Annotated in this window: 18 protein-coding genes and 2 tRNA genes; 15 read left to right on the top strand and 5 right to left on the bottom strand. The window is 56.0% G+C overall.

Translation table 11 applies throughout. From position 1 onward, the window contains the following. Nucleotides 1-200: 200 nt before the first annotated feature. Nucleotides 201-290: transfer RNA gene (locus tag ABJF76_RS05175), tRNA-Ser, on the bottom strand. Nucleotides 291-500: 210 nt separating this feature from the next. Here ABJF76_RS05175 and ABJF76_RS05170 point away from each other — a divergent pair. The 7 genes from ABJF76_RS05170 (at nt 501) to ABJF76_RS05140 (ending at nt 7077) form a co-directional block, all read left to right on the top strand. Further along, the gene (locus ABJF76_RS05170; protein ID WP_413819379.1) at nt 501-1394 is read left to right on the top strand and encodes an SPOR domain-containing protein; all 894 of its coding nucleotides are present in this window, start codon (nt 501-503) and stop codon (nt 1392-1394) included. 23 nt (nt 1395-1417) lie between these two features. Then, a complete protein-coding gene (locus ABJF76_RS05165) occupies nt 1418-2581 on the top strand; it encodes a D-alanyl-D-alanine carboxypeptidase family protein (RefSeq protein ID WP_413819380.1) in 1164 nt (387 codons plus the stop codon). Then, nucleotides 2578-3207, top strand: coding sequence for a dTMP kinase (tmk, locus tag ABJF76_RS05160; RefSeq protein ID WP_413819381.1), 630 nt, complete (start codon nt 2578-2580; stop codon nt 3205-3207). Before ABJF76_RS05165 ends, tmk begins: the two co-directional genes overlap by 4 nt. Nucleotides 3208-3362: 155 nt before the next feature. After that, nucleotides 3363-4478, top strand: a complete 1116-nt coding sequence (locus ABJF76_RS05155; RefSeq protein ID WP_413819382.1) for a DNA polymerase III subunit delta' — start codon at nt 3363-3365, stop codon at nt 4476-4478. Beyond that, complete coding sequence (locus ABJF76_RS05150; RefSeq protein WP_413819383.1) at nt 4475-5275, top strand: TatD family hydrolase; 801 nt, start codon at nt 4475-4477, stop codon at nt 5273-5275. The genes ABJF76_RS05155 and ABJF76_RS05150 overlap by 4 nt, the downstream gene beginning before the upstream one ends. After that, nucleotides 5272-6075, top strand: a complete 804-nt coding sequence (locus tag ABJF76_RS05145; RefSeq protein WP_413819384.1) for an MBL fold metallo-hydrolase — start codon at nt 5272-5274, stop codon at nt 6073-6075. Before ABJF76_RS05150 ends, ABJF76_RS05145 begins: the two co-directional genes overlap by 4 nt. A gap of 72 nt (nt 6076-6147) precedes the next feature. Beyond that, the gene (locus ABJF76_RS05140; protein ID WP_413819385.1) at nt 6148-7077 is read left to right on the top strand and encodes an AEC family transporter; all 930 of its coding nucleotides are present in this window, start codon (nt 6148-6150) and stop codon (nt 7075-7077) included. On the opposite strand, the gene ABJF76_RS05135 is transcribed toward ABJF76_RS05140, so the two are convergent. Continuing rightward, the gene (locus tag ABJF76_RS05135; RefSeq protein WP_413819386.1) at nt 7043-7870 is read right to left on the bottom strand and encodes a YihY/virulence factor BrkB family protein; all 828 of its coding nucleotides are present in this window, start codon (nt 7868-7870) and stop codon (nt 7043-7045) included. The genes ABJF76_RS05140 and ABJF76_RS05135 overlap by 35 nt on opposite strands. Nucleotides 7871-8188: 318 nt before the next feature. Beyond that, a tRNA-Leu gene (locus tag ABJF76_RS05130) sits at nt 8189-8272 on the bottom strand. 154 nt (nt 8273-8426) lie between these two features. Between ABJF76_RS05130 and ABJF76_RS05125 the strand changes: the two genes are divergently transcribed. The 5 genes from ABJF76_RS05125 to ABJF76_RS05105 all read left to right on the top strand — a co-directional run bounded on the left by ABJF76_RS05125 (nt 8427) and on the right by ABJF76_RS05105 (nt 13222). Next, nucleotides 8427-8927 carry a Hint domain-containing protein gene (locus tag ABJF76_RS05125; protein ID WP_413819387.1) on the top strand — a complete coding sequence of 167 codons (501 nt, stop codon included), beginning with the start codon at nt 8427-8429 and terminating at the stop codon, nt 8925-8927. Between the two features lie 385 nt (nt 8928-9312). After that, complete coding sequence (locus ABJF76_RS05120; protein WP_299733141.1) at nt 9313-9651, top strand: P-II family nitrogen regulator; 339 nt, start codon at nt 9313-9315, stop codon at nt 9649-9651. Nucleotides 9652-9687: 36 nt separating this feature from the next. Further along, complete coding sequence (gene glnA, locus ABJF76_RS05115) at nt 9688-11091, top strand: type I glutamate--ammonia ligase (RefSeq protein WP_413819388.1); 1404 nt, start codon at nt 9688-9690, stop codon at nt 11089-11091. Nucleotides 11092-11787: 696 nt separating this feature from the next. Continuing rightward, entirely contained in the window at nt 11788-12546 is a 759-nt protein-coding gene (locus ABJF76_RS05110) for a lytic murein transglycosylase (RefSeq protein WP_413819541.1), read from the top strand. Between the two features lie 232 nt (nt 12547-12778). After that, nucleotides 12779-13222 (top strand): glyoxalase superfamily protein, encoded by a 444-nt coding sequence (locus ABJF76_RS05105; protein ID WP_413819389.1) that lies wholly within the window; start codon nt 12779-12781, stop codon nt 13220-13222. Here ABJF76_RS05105 and ABJF76_RS05100 read toward each other — a convergent pair. Beyond that, nucleotides 13219-13959: a heme-dependent oxidative N-demethylase family protein gene (locus ABJF76_RS05100; protein WP_413819390.1), complete on the bottom strand. Its 741-nt coding sequence runs from the start codon at nt 13957-13959 to the stop codon at nt 13219-13221. The genes ABJF76_RS05105 and ABJF76_RS05100 overlap by 4 nt on opposite strands. Nucleotides 13960-14117: 158 nt before the next feature. Here ABJF76_RS05100 and dddP point away from each other — a divergent pair, with 158 nt between their 5' ends. Both dddP and ABJF76_RS05090 read left to right on the top strand, forming a co-directional pair. Then, nucleotides 14118-15458, top strand: coding sequence for a dimethylsulfonioproprionate lyase DddP (gene dddP, locus ABJF76_RS05095; protein ID WP_413819391.1), 1341 nt, complete (start codon nt 14118-14120; stop codon nt 15456-15458). 106 nt (nt 15459-15564) lie between these two features. Continuing rightward, nucleotides 15565-17127, top strand: a complete 1563-nt coding sequence (locus tag ABJF76_RS05090; protein ID WP_413819392.1) for a hypothetical protein — start codon at nt 15565-15567, stop codon at nt 17125-17127. Between the two features lie 68 nt (nt 17128-17195). Here ABJF76_RS05090 and ABJF76_RS05085 read toward each other — a convergent pair whose 3' ends face one another. Continuing rightward, nucleotides 17196-18173, bottom strand: a complete 978-nt coding sequence (locus tag ABJF76_RS05085) for a Hint domain-containing protein (protein ID WP_413819393.1) — start codon at nt 18171-18173, stop codon at nt 17196-17198. Between the two features lie 578 nt (nt 18174-18751). Between ABJF76_RS05085 and ABJF76_RS05080 the strand changes: the two genes are divergently transcribed. Then, the gene (locus ABJF76_RS05080; protein ID WP_413819394.1) at nt 18752-19969 is read left to right on the top strand and encodes an alpha/beta fold hydrolase; all 1218 of its coding nucleotides are present in this window, start codon (nt 18752-18754) and stop codon (nt 19967-19969) included. Nucleotides 19970-20060 lie beyond the last annotated feature (91 nt).

Genomic DNA, 20060 nt, shown 5'->3' with positions numbered 1-20060 from the left:
GCCTTTGAAACAACAAAGCCGCCCTTCGGGGCGGCTTTTTCATTTTGTTGTGACAATTGAGCGATCTTCACCGTCTTGTTCTCAGTGCTGAAAGAAAACTCAAGGAGACAATCAAATTCCAAATGGTGGGTGAAATGGGGGATGCTTGATGCGCAAAGCCACCTAACCAATTGATAAAGAACATATTAATTAGGTTGAGATGGCGGAGACTCAGGGATTCGAACCCTGGGGACGCTCTCACGCCCAACGGTTTTCAAGACCGCCGCATTCGACCACTCTGCCAAATCTCCGTTGGGGACGCTTTAAAGTGCCTTTTCTGATTCGGCAAATACCTCACGCCTTGGGGAAAATTGCCGATTGGTGAATGCTATGCTTTTCAGAACGTACAAACGGCGCTATGGTGCCTGCAAGATCCCGCTCAGCGGGGCGCAAACATGTGCCGATAACGGCATGCGGTCGAAAATCGGCCATACAGGCAACAGCAGGCAAGGACTTGGTCCATGAGCAGAACCATCACACGTTTTCATCTTCGCAACAGCGTTCTCGCCGTCGCCGCCCTTGGGGTATTGGCTGGCTGTGACGAAAGCGGACAGTTTGTCGCCAAGCAGGTGTTCAAACCCAATACAACGGTCGAAGGCACCCCCGTCGCCGGACGCGCATCCAAAACGGTTGAACGCGACGTTGAAGCGCCGGACGTCTTTTCCGCCAGCGAAGCGGGCCTATGGGACGGACGCCCCTCGCTTGGTGGCGTTTGGGTGGCACACCCTGACGTAACCGAACCCGAACGCGTCATCATCCGCAACGCAACCAACGACAAATTCGTCGTCGGCGCTTTGTTTCGCCGCGAACGCGACATCCCCGGGCCGCGCTTGCAAATCAGCTCGGACGCAGCCGAAGCGCTTGGCATGTTGGCCGGTGCGCCTGCGGATTTGAATGTCACAGCCCTTCGTAAGGAAGAAGTGGCCGAAGCGGTCGAAGACATCGCTCCGCTCGACGTCGAAGGTGTTGCCGCCCCGTCTGAAGTCACCTCAAGCACGTTGGACCCGCTCCAAAGTGCGGCGGCCGCCATTGACGCATCCGCCCCCGGCATTCAGCCCGCAGCAACCGCGACCGCAACACCTGTTGCCGCAGCGGCTCCAACCCGCGCGGTGGCCTCGTCCTTGTCCAAGCCATTCATCCAAATCGGCATCTTCTCGGTTCAGGAAAACGCTGACCGCACCGCCAAACAAATGCGCAGCGCGGGCATCATACCTACCGTGAATAACTTTGAACGCGACGGTAAGACCTTTTGGCGCGTTGTTGTCGGCCCTGCCGCCACCAGCGGTGACCGTGCGCAATTGCTGACTAAGGTCAAAAACGAAGGGTTCACTGACGCCTACGCTGTGTCCAACTGATCTGCTACAGGAGTACCCACCACGTGATCCGCATTCTCGCCGTTGCCGCCCTGCTGATCCCAGCTGCCCTGCCCTTGCACGCCTTTGAGACGCGCGCGACATCGGCTTTTGTGATCGATCACACGACGGGGACGGTCCTGCTGAACAAGAATGCGGACACACCTTTGCCCCCCGCATCCATGTCCAAGTTGATGACGCTTTTTCTTGCGTTCGAGGCGATCGAGCGTGGCCAGCTGTCCATGACGGACGAATTGGTTGTATCGGCCCACGCAAATAGTTTTGGTGGATCGACCTTGTTCTTACGCACGGGCGAGCGGGTGAAAGTCGAGGATCTGCTGCGTGGCATCATCGTTTTGTCCGGAAACGACGCCTGCGTTGTGATCGCCGAGGCGCTTAGCCCCGACGGCACCGAGGGCGGTTTTGCCCGTTTGATGACGCGCCGCGCGCAAGAATTGGGAATGACCAATTCCACCTTTGCCAATTCCAGCGGATGGCCTGCCGCTGGCCACCGCATGTCGATGCGGGATCTTGGCCTTTTGGCAAAACACTTGCTGGACGACTTTCCAGAATACTACCCGATGTTCTCGGAAAAAGAATTCCTATTCGACCCCAACGAATCCTCTAACCGGCGGAACAGAAACCCTCTTTTGGGTCTGGGCATCGGCGCCGATGGCCTGAAAACAGGCCACACTCAAGAAGCCGGTTATGGGCTGACAGGGTCCGCCAAACAGGGCGATCGTCGTGTGATTTTTGTACTTTCGGGCATGGATAGCGCTGCTGCCCGCGCCGAAGAATCCGAAGCGGTCGTTAACTGGGCCTTCCGCCAGTTTGCACAGCGCACCATCGCAACAGGCGGCGAACGCATCGCAACGGCCAAAGTCTGGGAAGGGTCTGAACCCGAAGTGGGTCTTGTTCCTGTCGAAAATATCAGCGTTCTTTTACCTATACTGACTGGCGCAAAAGTAAGCGCTGACGTCGTTTATACCGGCCCAATTCAAGCCCCGGTCACCGCTGGAACACAACTGGCTGAATTGGTCTTACAACCCGAAGGCCTGCCAGAACAACGCATTCCCCTTGTGGCGGAAAGTGACGTGGCACATGGCGGCTTTCTGGCCAAAGTCTCAACCGCGGCTATGTCACTGTTTGAAGCAATCCGCGGTCCAGCCACACCGGAAAGTGGCGCGTGACGGCAACCGGCCACTTTATCAGCTTTGAAGGCATCGATGGTTCGGGGAAATCCACTCAAGCGCGCCTGCTTGCGGATCATCTGCGGGGTCAAGGCCATGACGTCATCCTGACGCGTGAACCCGGTGGCAGCGCCGGGGCCGAGGAAATCCGCGCGCTTGTCCTACAAGGCGATCCAGACCGCTGGTCAGCCGAAACCGAACTTTTATTGTTCACCGCCGCACGGCGCGACCATCTGGAACGGCTGATCCTCCCTGCCCTTGCGAGTGGCAAAATCGTGATCTGTGATCGTTTCGCCGACAGCACGCGCATGTATCAAGGCCTCAGCCGCGGTGATCTGCGCGCTTCTGTCGATGCTTTGCACAGCCTAATGATCGGGCGCGAACCAGACCTAACACTGCTGATCGACATGGATCCGGTCGAAGGTCTTGCGCGCGCCAAGGGCCGTCAAGGCAGCGAAGAACGGTTCGAAGACTTTGGCACAGACCTACAAATCGCGATGCGCGCAGGTTTTTTGGCGCTGGCCAAAGAATTCGCGCACCGCTTTACCGTCATTGATGGCGCACGCGACATGGATGCGGTCGCCCAAGACGTGACACAGACTGTCACAGATCACCTCGCGTCTTAAAACGCGGCTGTTTCAAGCGCTCTAATTCATTGTTCCAAAATACTCTGGGGAACGGCCAAAGGCCGTGGGGCAAAGCCCCTTATAAAACCCCAATCCAACCAACCAATTGACCCGACCCCATTTCCCCCGCGCCGCACCAATGCTACATCTCCTTTATGGCCGATGACGTGAATGATCCCACCCGCATTGAGGGCGCCCCGCACCCGCGCGAAACACCCGAATTGATCGGTCAAGACAGCGCTCAGGCGGCTTTTCTGGACGCGTTCAATTCTGGACGCTTACATCACGCTTGGCTGATCACTGGCCCGCGCGGCGTGGGCAAAGCGACGCTGGCTTGGCGCATCGCACGCTTTCTTTTAACCACTCCAGACCTTGATCCCGACGATATGTTCGGCGCGCCAGCGCCAACCTCACTAAACGTCGCCGAAGATCACCCCATCGCTCGACGCATCGCCGCCGGTGCTGAACCGGGCCTCAAATCTGTGCACCGCACCGTCAACGAAAAGACTAAAAAGCTGCGCGACCAGATTGTTGTGGATGATGTGCGCGATATGGCCGCGTTCTTCCAGCTGTCGGCCACAGATGGCGGACGGCGTGTGGTGATCATCGACGCCGCAGACGAAATGAACGTAAACGCCGCCAATGCTCTTCTCAAAATGCTCGAAGAGCCCCCGGCCCGCACAACACTTTTGTTGATCTGCCACCAACCCAGTCGCCTGTTGCCCACAATCCGTTCGCGCTGCCGCACATTAAGGCTTGGCGCTTTGAATGGGGATCAAATGGCACAAGCCATGGCTCAAGCAGGCGTAGACCCCGGCGCGCAAGCCGCCGCCCTCGCTGAACTCAGCGCAGGTTCAGTTGGCGAAGCCCTGCGCCTTGCCCTGCTGGACGGTTTAAAAATATACAACGAAATTATCGCGCTCTTGGACACCATGCCGAACCTCGACCGGCCTCGCGCCCTTGCACTCGCCGAAGCCGCAAGCGCGCGCGGCGCTGAAACGCGGCTGGATCTGCTTTATACTTTGATCGATATCGCCCTTGCCCGCCTTGCCCGCACAGGTGCCGGGCACCCCCCTGCGATTGAAGCCGCCCCAAACGAGGCCGCCACCTTTGCCCGCCTTGCGGCACACCCCGCCCAAGCGCGCGCCTGGGCCGATACAGCGCAAACCACGCTCGAACGTGCACGGCACGGGCGCGCGGTGAACCTTGACGCTGGCGCGCTGGTTCTTGATACCCTGTTCAAACTCTCAGCCACGGCAAGCCCCAGATGACCCCAAACATAACCGACAGCCATTGCCACCTCGATTTCCCCGATTTCGAAGGGCAACTTGACCAAATCGTCGCCAACGCCGCCGAGGTTGGCGTTACGCGCATGGTTACTATCTGCACCAAACTGCGCCTTGAACCGCAAGTGCGCGCCATCGCCGAAGCCCACGCGCCGGTCTTTTACGCGGCCGGAACCCACCCAATGAGTGCCGCAAGCGAACCGCTTGCCAGCACGGATGAGCTGATCGCGCTGGCCGATCACCCCAAATTTGTCGGGATCGGGGAGACCGGCCTTGATTATCACTACACCGCCGAAAGCGCTGATATTCAAAAAAAATCCCTGCGCATCCATATCGATGCCGCACGTCAAACTGGGCTGCCACTGATCATCCATGCCCGCGCCGCTGACGACGACATGGCGCGCATTCTGGCCGAAGAACACAAGCAAGGCGCGTATTCCTGCGTGATGCACTGCTTTTCCTCAAGTGCCGCCCTTGCGCACGCGGCACTGGACCTTGGCTTTTACTTATCCATGTCCGGCATCGCGACCTTCCCCAAATCCCAAGAGGTGCGCGACATCTTTGCGACAGCCCCCGTAGACCGCATTCTTGTGGAAACCGACGCGCCCTACCTTGCGCCGCCCCCATACCGTGGAAAACGAAACGAACCCGCATATACAGCCCACACGGCACGCAAAGGGGCGGAAGTCTTCGCCATGGACTACGCCGATTTTGCGGCACAGACGCAAAAGAACTTCGAACGCTTGTTCTCCAAAGCCGCCGCGTACAAAGTGAGCGCATGAGCGACACCCTCACCTTCACCGTTCTCGGCTGCGGCTCGTCCGGTGGCGTTCCGCGCCTTGGTGGGTTGTGGGGGGCGTGTGATCCTGCCAATCCCAAAAACCGCCGCCAGCGTTGTTCGTTGTTGGTAGAACGACACGGGGCCGAAGGCACAACAACAGTGCTAATCGACACATCACCAGATGTGCGCAACCAGCTGCTAAACGCCAATGTCGGACGGCTAGACGGGGTAGTTTATACCCATGCGCATGCAGATCATGTGCACGGCATAGATGATTTGCGCATGATCGTGTTCAACATGCGCGCGCGCTTGCCAGTTTGGGCCGACACTCCAACCAAAGAAGACCTTCTGGCGCGCTTTGCCTATGTGTTTGTACAACCTCAAGGATCTTCCTATCCGCCCATACTGGACCTCAACCTACTGGACGGCCCCTGTACCGTTTCAGGCCCGGGCGGCGACATAACACTGACCCCCTTCCAGGTCGGCCATGGCAACATAGATGCGCTTGGCTTTCGCATTGCCAATGTTGCTTATTTGCCAGACGTATCCGACATCCCCGCCCCCGCATGGGAGGCTTTGAAAGACCTCGACATCTGGATCGTCGACGCATTGCGCCGCGATCCGCACCCGACACACAGCCACCTGTCCAACACGCTCGAATGGATCGCGCGCGCCAACCCCAAGCGGGGCATCTTAACCAACATGCACCTAGATCTGGATTATGAAACTGTGCGCGCAGAAACCCCGGACCACGTCGAACCCGCCTATGACGGCATGACATTCAGCACAGCGGCACCGTGATCCAACTTCATCTTGCCAAATAAACTCCCGCCGGAGGCTCCCGCACTCTCGGCACTGACCAAGGCCTGACCCATGCAAGCCCTTCTAGATGTTATCCTGCCGGTCTTTCTGGTAATCGGGTTCGGTTATGTGGCTGTGTGGCGCGGATTTTTCCCGGTCTCTGGCGTCGACGCGTTGATGAAATTCAGCCAACACTTCGCGATTCCGTGCCTTTTGTTTATGGCTATCGTGAACCTGGACCTAAGCGTCAGCATAAACCCCCGCCTATTATTCAGCTTCTATACGGGCGCCACGGTTGGGTTCTTTCTGGGATTGTTTGGCGCACGCTTTGTGTTCAAGCGCGACTGGGAAGACGCGGTCGCCATCGGCTTTTGCTGCCTGTTTTCCAATTCTGTCCTGTTAGGCCTTGCCATCAACGAACGCGCCTATGGGGCCGACGCACTGGCCGGGGCGTTTTCGATCATCGCGTTCCATTCGCCTTTTTGCTACGGCCTTGGCATCACGGCGATGGAGATCGCACGCAATCGCGGCCAGTCCCCGCTGGTGATGGCACGCGGCGTGGCGCGGGCGATGTTTCGCAACGCCTTGGTGTTGGCCATTTTTGCAGGGTTCATCGTGAACCTTACAGGCCTAACAATCCCATATGTACTGAAAGACGCCCTTGATCTGGTCATCCGCGCCGCGCTTCCCACTGCGTTGTTTGCGCTTGGTGGCGTGTTGATTCAGTACAAACCCGAAGGCGATGCGCGTGTGATCGCGATGATCTGCGCCGTTTCGCTGGTGGTACACCCGGCCATCACATGGACGTTGGGCAGCGCACTCTCCGTACCCAAAGATATCTTTAACCCCGGCGTTCTGACGGCCGCGATGGCACCGGGTGTAAACGGCTATATCTTTGCCAATATGTATGGGCGCGCGCGCCGTGTCGCGGCGTCTTCGGTGTTGGTGGCAACGGCCGCCTCGGTGTTCACAGCGTGGGTGTGGTTGGTGGTTCTGGGATAACCTGTTCGGCCTGACGCGCGCGGGCAAGCTCTGCATTCAATGCACCCCCCAAAAGCACCAGATAGGCGCTGATAAACAGCCACATCAACATGACAATCACCGCGCCGATCGATCCGTAAACCTCGTTATAGGTTCCAAAATTGCGCAGATAGATCGAAAATCCGACAGACGCCATGACCCAACCAAAAGACGCAAATATCGCGCCCGGCGACATCAATTTGACCCGCTGCCCTTCAAGGTTCGGCCCCAGTCGATAAATCAATGCAAAGCCAACCAACAACACCCCAATGCCAACAACCCATCGCACAACTTCGACCCCGAACCCCGCCAAAGGCCCCAACGGGAAAAAAGCCAGAATGATCGGCAGCACGACAATGCACGCCATTGCCACCAGAAGAACCCCGATTAAACTGCCCGTCAAAAGCAATGCGCGCAGGTAATGCGACACCCCGGATCGGTTCGGCGCGTCATAGATCGCGTTCAGCCCGCGCATCAACGCCGCGACACCGGCCCGCGATGACCACAGCGCAAACCCAAACGACAGCACAGACGCCCACCCCAGCGTCAGCCCGTCTGTCGTGGCCAGCTTGCCCAACTGCGCAGCCAACAGACGGTAGACATCGTTTGGAATGATCGCCTGAAACTCTTCCAACTGTGCCAACGCAAGACCCGGGTCCCCCACAATCCCCCACAGCGCAATCGTGGCCGCAAGTCCTGGAAAAACCGCAAGAATTGCATAAAACGCAACACCCGCTGCAATCAGGCCAAGGTTCTTTTCATCAATAAGGCGCACAACATGTTGCCCCGCCCGCCACCAATTGGTTACGCGCCGAAGGGGGCTTGTTAAGGGAACAAATGCTTTCATGAGTGTCGAATTCCGGCCAAGTCCGCACCTCGTTTGCAACCACAAGTGCGACCTTCAAACGGATTTGAAGCCCTATATGCAAGGGTTATCTTTGAAATCAGAGGGATAGAGTGGCGCAGGTAGAATGCGGCAATCTAAATCCGTCGAAGCACTCATTGTTTTTTCAGAACAATTGCTCCCCGTACGCAACGGACAAGACGGATATTCCTTTTATGTGTAAAGGGAATGTTATGTGTAAAGGGAATGTGGTGCGGGTGAAGGGACTCGAACCCCCACGCCATAGGCGCCAGAACCTAAATCTGGTGCGTCTACCAATTCCGCCACACCCGCATTAACGCCCCTTTAGCAAAGTGTTTCGAAGGATGCGAGAGGTATCCGTGCAACAGGTGAAAAAACTGTACGACTAGGCCGGGCGACATTAAGGAAATCTTGAACTATCATGGCTTTAACCTAGAGGCAGGTTGAAAAAGCAAAGAGAGACGCCATGAAACCGAATACGGTCGGGCGCGAATTGAGCGGGCGAATGCCCCCGTTGCGCACAGAGATATGCCACGTCGGACTTGTGTCCGGCACACTCCTGATGACAGCCGATGGCGAATTGCCGGTCGAGTACCTCTCGCCCGGAGATCGCATAATTACGCGCAATGCCGGTCTTGTGCCGCTCAGCGCCATTGAAAGCGTGCGGGTGCGCGACGAGGCGGTGAAAATCTCCGCCGGATCACTTGGCGATACCAAACCCTCACATCACGTCATGGTGCCCGCCGCCCAAATGGTGCTGGTGCGCGACTGGCGCGCCAAAGCGATGCGCGGTGCAGCACAAGCGGTCATGCCCGCAGGATGCCTTATCGATGATGAATACATCACATCATTAGGCCAACGCGACATGACACTCGTGCGGCTTGGATTTCATGCGCCCTACGTCATTTACGCCGATGGGTTGGAGTTGTCCGTGCCCGCGATGGCGATGGCAAGCATGGCGGCATAGACGCGCCGTCTTCTCAACATCTGTGACAAACGCCACCTAAGTCATGTCCCCGGCGAATTAGCCGGGGCAAGAAATACCTGCACGCCACGTCATACCGGTTAAATCCGACCCAAAGCACAAAACAGAAACGGTCGTACAGTAAGCCGGATCCTGATCCGGCCCGCGTTTCCGTATAACGCCGCGGGCAAAGAGCGTCCGAGCAGGGACATCATGGCTCAACTTTGCGCGATTCAATTTCGATTACTTTTTGAGCATCTCGCATAATTTGCATGCAATTGAGCTCAAAAGTAGCATGCCGAGGCGCAATGTGCACGACACACCATAGACCCTCTCCAGCGCAAGTGATCCTTCAAAACCGCAATAAAGCGCAAACGGAGGCAACCTCATGAAAAAGATCGAAGCCATCATCAAGCCCTTCAAGCTGGATGAAGTCAAAGAGGCCTTGCAAGAGGTCGGCGTACAAGGGTTGTCCGTGATCGAAGTCAAAGGCTTTGGCCGTCAGAAAGGTCACACCGAACTTTATCGCGGCGCTGAGTATGTGGTCGACTTCCTTCCAAAAGTGAAAGTCGAAGTTGTTTTGGATGACGATCAAGTCGATGCAGCAATTGCTGCCATCGTGGACGCGGCCAAAACCGAAAAAATTGGTGACGGCAAAATCTTCGTCACCCCCGTTGAACAAACCATCCGCATCCGGACCGGCGAAACCGGTTCAGACGCGCTTTAAACTCTACATCGAAAAGACAGGAAGGACTTCCCGAACATGGCTCACCCACTTCTGGATATGATCAAGGCTGAAGACGCCGAATACGTCGACATCCGCTTTACCGACCCACGCGGCAAACTGCAGCACGTGACAGTCATGTCCGATCAAATCGACGCCGATTTCATCGAAGAAGGCTTTATGTTTGACGGCTCCTCTATCGCGGGCTGGAAATCGATCGAAGCCTCCGACATGAAGCTGATGCTTGACGAAACCAGCGCATATGTTGACCCGTTTTATGCGGAAAAAACAATCTGCGTGCACTGTTCAGTTGTTGAGCCCGACACCGGCGAAGCCTATGATCGCGACCCACGTGGCACGGCCGAAAAAGCCGAAGCTTACCTGAAATCCTCCGGCATCGGCGACGTTGCTTACATGGGTCCAGAAGCAGAATTTTTCCTGTTCGACGACGTGCGTTTTTCCAATTCGATCAACAAAGTATCTTACGAAGTTGATGCGTCAGATGCGTCTTGGAACACGGACACAGAATACGAAATGGGCAACATGGGTCACCGTCCCGGCGTCAAGGGCGGCTACTTCCCTGTGAACCCCACAGACGAAGCTCACGACCTGCGTTCTGAAATGCTATCGACCATGAAACGTCTTGGCATGAAGGTCGACAAGCACCACCACGAAGTGGCGTCCTGTCAGCACGAATTGGGTCTGATCTTTGGATCGTTGACCAAGCAAGCCGACGAGCTGCAAAAATACAAATACGTGATCCACAACGTGGCCCACGCTTACGGCAAATCCGCCACCTTCATGCCCAAACCCATCGCGGGCGATAACGGCACCGGCATGCACGTGAACATGTCGATCTGGAAAGACGGCAAGCCCCTGTTCGCAGGCGACAAATACGCCGATCTGTCCGACGAAGCCTTGTTCTTCATCGGCGGCATCCTGAAGCACGCCAAAGCGTTGAACGCCTTCACCAACCCATCGACCAACAGCTACAAACGCCTGATCCCAGGTTTTGAAGCACCCGTGCTGCGCGCCTACTCTGCCCGCAACCGGTCGGGTTGTGTACGGATCCCATGGACCGAAAGCCCCAAAGCCAAGCGCGTTGAGGCCCGTTTCCCAGATCCATCCGCCAACCCATACCTGTGCTTTGCGGCACTTTTGATGGCTGGCCTTGACGGTATCCAGAACAAGATTCACCCCGGTGAACCTTCCGACAAAGACCTGTATGACCTGCCACCAGAAGAGCTGGCCGGCATCCCAACTGTCTGCGGTTCCTTGCGCGAAGCGATGGAAGAGCTGAAAGCCGACATGGACTTCCTGCTTGCTGGTGATGTGTTCACCAAAGACCAGATCGAAGGCTACATCGACCTGAAAATGGAAGAAATCACACACTACGAACACACCCCTCACCCGGTTGAGTTCGGCATGTATTACAGCTGCTAATCCTCCCAAGCAGTTAAACATGAAAGGGCGCCTCCCTCTGGCGCCCTTTTTTTCTGACTTAGACACATCAAAACGTGTCTCTATTTTGAACAGAACAGCACAACATGACGTGCCAAATGACGGACATAAATGTGCAAAGTTGGACGAGAGACTGAGCAGTCGGAAACGAACGGGACAACTGCGGTTTCAAGTCACACAAACAAAGCCCCTAAGGGCGCCCCGAATAAACGCAAGGCCGTCGAACACCCGTTCACTGACGCATCCATAAAACTGCAAAACACAACCAATAGCTGCGCAAATTTCTGCAAATGGTCGGTGACTGCACGATTAGGCGCACTTAACTCGGCGAGTTGCCGCCGAAGTTGCCGCGTCGCAGCAATGGTAAGGATTTACTTACTTGCGGCCAACGCATCGCCTTCAGATGATGCAAGGAACGCAAGTTAACCAACCAAACTGCGCTGTCAAAGAAAGGGCCTTTATGACAACTTCTCAGTTTTGCCTTCGGGTGGGCGTCGCCGTTTCGGTTATTATGACTCTACAAATCTTGCTGAATACCCTCGGATAAAGATTATTAGAAAGTTAATGCTTGGGTCTGACTGTCCAGACGCGTTAACCTACACCACGTTTTTTTGGTGAAAGGTCGGGCAAATGACAGCAACAACAAATTTACATCGCGGGTGGATCGCAGGCGTTTTGATGGCTTTGGCCACCGGCGCGCACGCACAATGCAGCGACACAAACGCAGGCTTTGATGTTTGGAAAACGGACTTTGCAAAGAACGCGCAGCGCGCAGGCGTCAAACAACGCGGGCTAGATGCTTTGGCGCAGGCGCGCTATGCGAATGGCACCATTGCTGCAGATCGCAATCAAAAGTCCTTTCGTTATACCCTGTCCAAATTCATGCAAATCCGCGGCGCAGACACAATTGTCGCCCAAGGGCGCAAACGCAAAGCACGCAACCCTGATTTCTATGCTGCCCTCGAACGGCAATACGGCGTGCCAGCAGGGGTCATCATCGCCATCCACGGCATGGAAACCGCCTTTGGTGGCTTCATGGGTGACAGCGCCGTAGTCTCGGCGATTGTGACGCTGACCTTTGACTGCCGCCGCTCGGAATTTTTTGAACCACACGCCATTGGTGCACTGAAGCTTGTGGATCAAGGCGCCATCACGGGCGCCACCAAAGGCGCCAAGCACGGAGAATTGGGCCACACCCAATTTCTTCCAGGAAATGCGCTTAAGTTTGGGGTAGACGCCAACGGCGACGGGCGCGTGGATTTCTACAATCAAACCGACGCGTTGGCTTCAACTGCCAATTTCCTGCGCCAAAAAGGGTGGAAACCCGGCAAAGGCTATCAAGAAGGTCAACCGAATTTCGCCGTGATCAAACAATGGAACGCGGCGACCGTCTATCAGCAGGCCATCGCGATCATGGGCGCACGCATCGACGGATGATCCATCTTCATCTTGCTTAAAAAACTCCGGGGGGGGGCCGCAGGCCGGGGGCTGGCCCCCTCTCCACTTGCCAAACAGACAATCGCGCCCTATTTCACGACGCATAGGGTTCAGGCCCCTGCCCTGCGCATATGTGGTGAAGCCTGACGCACCGATCCTTTCCCCGGTCGCAGCCCCGGCAATGCGCAGACCCGCTTAGGCAACTTTCGCGACCGCGAACAAGGAGACGGATATGGATATCCCCCTTCCCTCACGCGCGGCCCTTAAAGCGCAAGCCAAACGGCTGCGTATGTCACTTTCCGAGGCAGGAACGCCTTGCACCCACGCCCAAGCGCTTGAAGCAGTGGCCAAACAGTGGGGCGCGCGTGACTGGAACACATTGCACGCACGTGCCAGCGAAGGCCCGCGCCCGGCCTACATGCCCGGTCAACGTATCAATGGCCGTTACTTAGGGCATCGTTTTGCAGGCCATATTAAATCTGTCAGTCGTATTGGGGCTGCCCAGCATCGGCTGACGTTGCGCTTTGATCACCCTATTGATGTCGTCACCTCTGCGCATTTCTCAAACCTGCGAAGCCAAGTGAACTGTGCGGTTGATGGGATGGGGCGTTCGCCACGCAAAACGTCCGACGGACAACCCCATGTGGTCATCGATGACGCTTGGGCCGGCGGCTAACGCAATTCTGGCACATCCGCGCGTGCCAACACATAGGTGTGGATCACAAAGATCACCGCCCGACTAAGGGGCAGGCGCAACAGCGTCTGCCGCTCGGATCGGTAAAAGGGCCCATCTGGCAGGTTTGATCCCACCCGAAGCGGTGCCGCGGCTGAGCGCGGTTGATGCAATTCGGCGTCTTGATACCAAAGTTGATTGAAACGCCACAAAGGGCGACCGACTTGAATTCCATCGAATAAACGTTGGACGCGACGCGCCACATTTTCTGTGTATTCATCAACCGGGATGTGGACTTCTCTCAAAGGCCGGCCGACTTTTTCGGCCAAGGACCATGATGCGGGGAAACACAAAACAGCCCCCGTAAACACATGTTCGTCGCCGCGCTTTTCCAAAATGACAAAATCATTTTGCAAGCAGCGCCCCAACGCCTCTAACGGGGTGGTGGACGACACGTCCACCTTACGCCCATCCGGGCAAGTGACCTGCGCGCCTTCGACTGTAAAACCGAGGGTCGGCATGATGTTCAACGCTTCGTGCAGCAATTCTTGCGCCGCGTTCTGCGACGCAGTTTCAAGGTAAAGCACCTGTTCCGGCACATCATCCAGCAGCGCAATACGGCGCGCCATTTGCGCTGCATATGTCTCGTCCACGCGCAGCCATGGCCCGTGTTCGGGTTGTACGCCCGGAAGCCCACGGGTGTCGGTCATGTCCGCCGGTAACTCAGAGTGTAGGGTCATTTCAGCCATTCCCTGTCGTCGCGCGCGTCATCCAGCGGGTCAAGCCCCGCCGGGCCGCAAAGCCCAATTTGCGTTAAAAACGACGCCCAACTGCGTCGCAAACCGGCAATCACATCGCAAAATTCCGCGCCACGCTGCTAAGCAAAGGGAGGACACCGATGCCCCAACACCACCGCGACACCCGCAAGATTGACCCCACGCGCGGCGCACAGCTTGGCGATGGCACCCCCAATGACGCCAACCGTATCGAAATCGGCCCGACCGAACCGGCCTTTGCCGAATGGCAGGCCGCGGGCCTTGCCCTGCCCAACTTGGCGGCCATGCGCGAATACCGTTGGAAACGCCTGACCCAACACGTTGTGGATCGTGGCTATGCCGGTGTGTTGATGTTTGACCCTTTGAACATCCGCTACGCGACCGACAGCACCAATATGCAGCTGTGGAACACCCATAATCCGTTCCGTGCCGTATTGGTCTGTGCCGACGGGTATATGGTGATATGGGATTATAAAAACGCGCCCTTCCTGAGCAGCTTTAACCCGCTGGTGCGCGAGGTGCGTGGCAGTGCGTCTATGTTCTATTTCTCGACCGGGGATAAAACAGACGTCAAAGCCGACGCCTTTTCCAATGAGGTCCGACAACTGCTTGAAGAACACGCACCCGGCCACAAGCGTCTGGCCGTGGACAAGATTATGCTGCACGGCGCCCACGCATTACAAGCCCAAGGGTTTGAAATCATGGACGGCGAGGAGGTCACAGAAAAGTCCCGCGCCATCAAAGGCCCGGACGAACTGCTTGCCATGCGTTGCGCCAACCACGCTTGCGAAACAACGGTGCGCAAAATGGAGGATTTCGCGCGCGCCAATGTCGGTGACGGTTCCACCTGCGAAGACGACATTTGGGCCATTATGCATGCGGAAAACATCAAACGCGGTGGCGAATGGATCGAAACTCGCCTGCTGTCGTCAGGCCCGCGCACCAATCCGTGGTTTCAGGAATGTGGCCCACGGGTGTGTCAGCAAAACGAGATCATATCCTTTGATACCGATCTGATTGGATCATATGGCATCTGCATCGACATTTCGCGTTCGTGGTGGATTGGCGACCAAAAACCGCCTCCTGACATGGTCTATGCCATGCAGCACGCCCACGAGCACATCATGACCAACATGGAAATGATCAAACCCGGCGTGACCATTCCTGAACTGACGGCCAACACCCATGTTCTGGATGATCAATTTCAAGCGCAAAAATATGGCTGCCTGATGCACGGGGTTGGTCTGTGTGATGAATGGCCGTTGGTCGCTTATCCCGACAAGGCCGTGCCCGGTGCATTTGATTACGCGTTAGAACCCGGCATGGTGCTGTGTGTCGAGGCGGCCGTGGGCGCAGTTGGCGGTGATTTCACCATCAAACTTGAAGACCAAGTGTTGGTGACTGAAGACGGCTTTGAGAACCTAACCACCTATCCTTTCGATGTGGCTCTGATGGGCGGCTAAGACCCCATCACGATATTTGATTGCCCATACGCAGGCGTTCAGTCTATGGTTTTGAGCATAGGCTAAACTTGAACACCGACACAATTGACGATCAAGGAGGCCTATTTTGGCCACGCTGCACCTAAAAGCACCGGTCGGGAAACCTGGCAAAACCGGCAACGCAAAACAGGTCAAAAACAAACCCGCCGACGTTGTCGTTCTGCGTCGGATGCTGATTGCGAATGGCTATAAATTACCCGACGAAGGCGGTTTTGACGCCAAGCTAAGTGCGGTCATCATCGGCGCGCAGAAAAAGGCTGGGATCAAAGATCAAGACTGCGTGGTCATGCCCGGTGACAAGGTTTGCAAGGCCTTGACCCCAAAATATGTGACGCAAGAAAAGCAAGCCGCGAACGTGAAAATGGTCACGTTCAAGATCGGCAGCACGACCTATGAGCTGTCCCCCGAGGACCACAAAGCTGCTGTCGCCAAACTGTTCAAAAAGATCGAACCGGCGACGCGCAAGCTGATCTCGCAAGTTGATTACACAATGGATCGCTATCAATTCTATCTTGATACGGCGACGATGAAAAACAACATTGCGATGGCGCTTGTGCAGGCCTCGATCATGGCCATCGGGCGCATCGATTTTCCAGACGACAAAAAGATGGTCAAGGCCCTGACCGCGCGCCACGAACTTGATCGCAGCCTGCGCTCAAAGGACTTGCAGTTGTATTGCAAGGCGATGCGCACGGCCGAAAGAGATATCAACGCTTTTGTCAAAGAATTCCGCGCCTATGTTCAGAAAATGGATGGCAATGGCAGCGCGATCCAAGGCGCGCTTGAAGTCGTCAAATCGACCTCGTTTGCGGCTGTTGAAATCCTCGCGGTGCCCGTGGTGATGACCTACACGCGGCTGCCCCCTGATAAGGCATATCTGGCGTCCAAAACGGCGGTGGCTGGAATTGAATCCTTGGCCACTGATTTGGGCAAACAGATTTCGGGCCAGAAAGTGAACGTATCAGGTTCACTTGGGCGGGCCGGCTATGCGATGGCGCGCGAACTTGTGCTGGGGTGGTGTGGCGGCAAAATCAAATTCAAAGGGCCATTGCTGACGCGCACCATGAAAATGCTTGGCCCCGCGCTGACCAAAGCGTTTCCGTTCATCCCCAAGGGCGTCGCTGCCAACTTTGCCGCTCGCTATCTTCAAGGCATGGGCGAAGAAGGCACAAAGGCCATTCTAGAAGCATTGACCAAGGGCGTTGAAAGTTGGATCAAAAAAGGCAAACCACCCAGCAAATCTGAGATCGACAAGCTGTTTGATGACGTTGTGAAAGCAACCGCTCTTGGTGGGTTGGGTAAGAACCTTGGCCGCTTTAACGATACATGGACCGCCAAAAGCCCATTGATTTTGCGCCACAAAATGATTGTCGCGGGCTTTCGCAAGGTTGATTCCAAAAGCGTGATCACCGCTGTGCACCGCGAGGCACTGGCAACTCGCATCATGGGCAAAGTGCAGGATTTGGCGTTGGCCAAAGGCTACGACAACGTGTTTTCTCAGGCCACGGGCAACGAAAGCGCCAGTGCCTTGGCCGCCCAAGCCGAAAAGGCGTTAAAAAGCGATCGTGAAATCACAGCGCAAATCGAAGCGATGATCGCTGCCGAAGTTAAAGCCCAAAGTAAAAAATAGCCCGACCTCACCCGGGTTGGCCCCACGCCAGAACACACAGGAGCATCGGCGTGGATCAAATCGGATCTTCAGTCGACTTTGGTTTCGGTCTTTTCAGGGTCCGAAGGAAAACCTGCGCTCGCAACCAGTTGTTCATACCCACGCACCTGAATACGGGCACGCGGGAATGGTGCTTCGGCTTCGGGGTCTGACAATTCTGGGTATAAAGCGACGAGGCGCGCATGTGCCATTGGGTCCAATGCCCGGCGGGCCACTTTGCCCGGGTAGAACGATTCAGTTGGCATCCGGTTCGCCCAAACGATGGCATGACCTTGGATCATAAAGTGATTGTATTCGATCGCTTGTGCGCTGGTGTCTTTGGTGATCCGGTTGCCGTCAACACAAGCATGCGCGGCTATCAACACGCTGTCTTCGTCAAACAGGATTTGGTTAGATACTTCTTCGCGCAGGATGCAGTGGCGCGGAGACACGCGCGTATCGGCGTATGGATTATCGGCCCCAAAAGCGTGTGCCGCAATGCACACCGGTTGGTCTTCGTGCCGTGGGAACAAAACAGCGCGATGCGCCGTCCACACAATGGGTTGAGGCCCGTCGTCCGCCGTCATCACCGCATCGTCGACCTGTAATATTTCAACAGGGACATCGCCGCGCGTGATCCGGATCAAGGTGCCCCGCGCAAAACAGACCAATTCGCCATAAGCTGTTCCCCCGCCGTCGTTCAAGAACGTAATGTCAAAGGTGACGCCGGGTTCAAGCGGGTCCGTAGACACAACCATTGTCAGATTGCCTTGGTTTTCCCTTGGTCTTGCGGCCACGAAAAGCAAATCAATAGTGGTTCCATCAGGTGCGGTCGCGCGCAATGTGAATTCAACTTCCAGCGCCGCGCCTGCCGTCACCGTAACTGCATTGCCAGACGCATCGACGGCGTCGATATCATCGCGCAAAATCTGGTTCAGCGCCCCACCGTTGGGAAAATCTTGAAAACCGTCATCGAATTCGTCGTCGCCATCGTCAACGTTGATATCGATCGTTTTTGCACCTGCCATAAGCGTCGCCTGTGCGCTGCCCCGAAGGCTGAAGGGTCCATTCTTAGCTGGATTCAATTGATTGTTTTCATTCGCAAACGAAAAGTCAGCAAACAAATAACCCGTTATTGATCCAGCATTTGGCATTGAAGCCATCTAAATTTCATTCTGTGCTATGAAAAAACTCACACATTAAAATTCTACGCACGCATGCCCCGTGCGGTTTGATCGCCTTATACTCGGCTTTCTTCCTTCGAAGTTACGTCAGTATTAAGCTGCTAAAGTAGTCCTTTTGCGGCAAAAACAACATTTGTATGAAAATAATGTCACACCACGCAGAACGTTACCGATCTAATTTGTCGACTTAACGTCCGACAAATTTACGTCCAACAAACGCCTTTTGAAATATAAGCGCTGACCACCCGCCCCCGCTTGAGCGATGGAAAAATGCGTTTTGTGCATAGATAAAGGGGTTTGTCGCGAATGCCGTCTCTTGCGCGGAAAGTCGCGCATTCACACAACCGCGTGCACCATATTACATCCCCTTCACATCTAAAGCTCGAAAGACCATCCTTAACGTAGAACCAAAGGATTAAACTATGCCAACCGACCGCATTTCTTTCGAGGGACATGCCGGCACGCTCGATGCGCGCCTTGATATGCCTGAAGGGCCACATTTAGCCACAGCCATCTTTGCCCACTGTTTTACCTGTAGCAAAGACATTCCCGCCGCACGCCGCATTGCTGCACGCCTGACAACGCTTGGAATTGCCGTACTGCGTTTTGACTTTACCGGTCTTGGCCACAGCGATGGGGAATTCGCCAACACATCTTTTACTTCCAACGTGCACGACCTTGAAAAAGCAGTCGAATACCTGAACGATCGCGACATGCCCCCGGCGCTTTTGATCGGCCACTCTCTTGGCGGCGCTGCCGTCCTCAAGGCCACATCAAAGTTGCCACAGATCAAGGCTGTTGCAACCCTTGGTGCACCGTTTGATCCGGGCCACGTGACCGATAATTTCGCGTCAGCCCTGCCCGAGATCGCCGCAAAAGGCGAGGCAGAGGTGACCCTTGGTGGCCGCCCCTTCCGCATCGGTCAGACGTTTGTTGATGACGTGAAATCCGAAGTCCTCGGCCCAGCCATTGCCAATCTGCACGCAGCTTTGATGGTGTTGCACGCACCTGGCGACAACATCGTCAGCATCGACAATGCAGGCCATATTTTTCAGGCCGCCAAGCACCCCAAGAGTTTTGTAACACTTGATGATGCCGATCACCTGATCACACGGGGCGAACACGCGGAATACGCCGCTGATATCATCGCCACATGGGCGAAAAAATATCTGTCACTCAAGCCGCCTGCCCCACCCATTGGCGCGCCCGAAGGTGTGGTGCGCAGTTCCGAAGCAGATCCCAACGGCTACCTCCAAGACATCACCCACGGCACCCGCCACCACATCCTCGCGGATGAGCCGCGCGCCTATGGGGGCACCAATCAGGGCCTGTCTCCCTATGGTTTGCTAAGCGCGGGGCTCGCCGCCTGTACGTCGATGACCATTCGAATGTACGCGCGGCGCAAGAAGTGGCCCTTGGCCCATGTGTCCGTCGATGTCAGTCACAACAAAGTACATGCACAGGATGCCGGGACCGGCAGTGGCGATAAGATCGACGAATGGAAACGGCGCATCAGCTTAAACGGCAAACTGGATGACGAACAGCGCGCGCGCCTGCTTGAAATCGCAGACCGTTGCCCGGTGCACCGCTCGCTTGAACACAGCTCAAAAGTTGTGACTGAATTGGCACCTGCCGCGTAGCGCCCCAACAACGCGGCCCTTCGGCGGATCTTCCGCGAGAACGCCAAAGCCAAGCTCCAAAATGCAGTGAGGGCCGCATCCCAGCTGGGAT

Source organism: Tateyamaria sp. (assembly GCF_039940735.1).
Lineage (GTDB): Bacteria > Pseudomonadota > Alphaproteobacteria > Rhodobacterales > Rhodobacteraceae > Tateyamaria.
The sequence above is the reverse complement of the archived record's forward strand: the minus strand, read 5'-3'. Positions and strand labels throughout refer to the sequence as shown.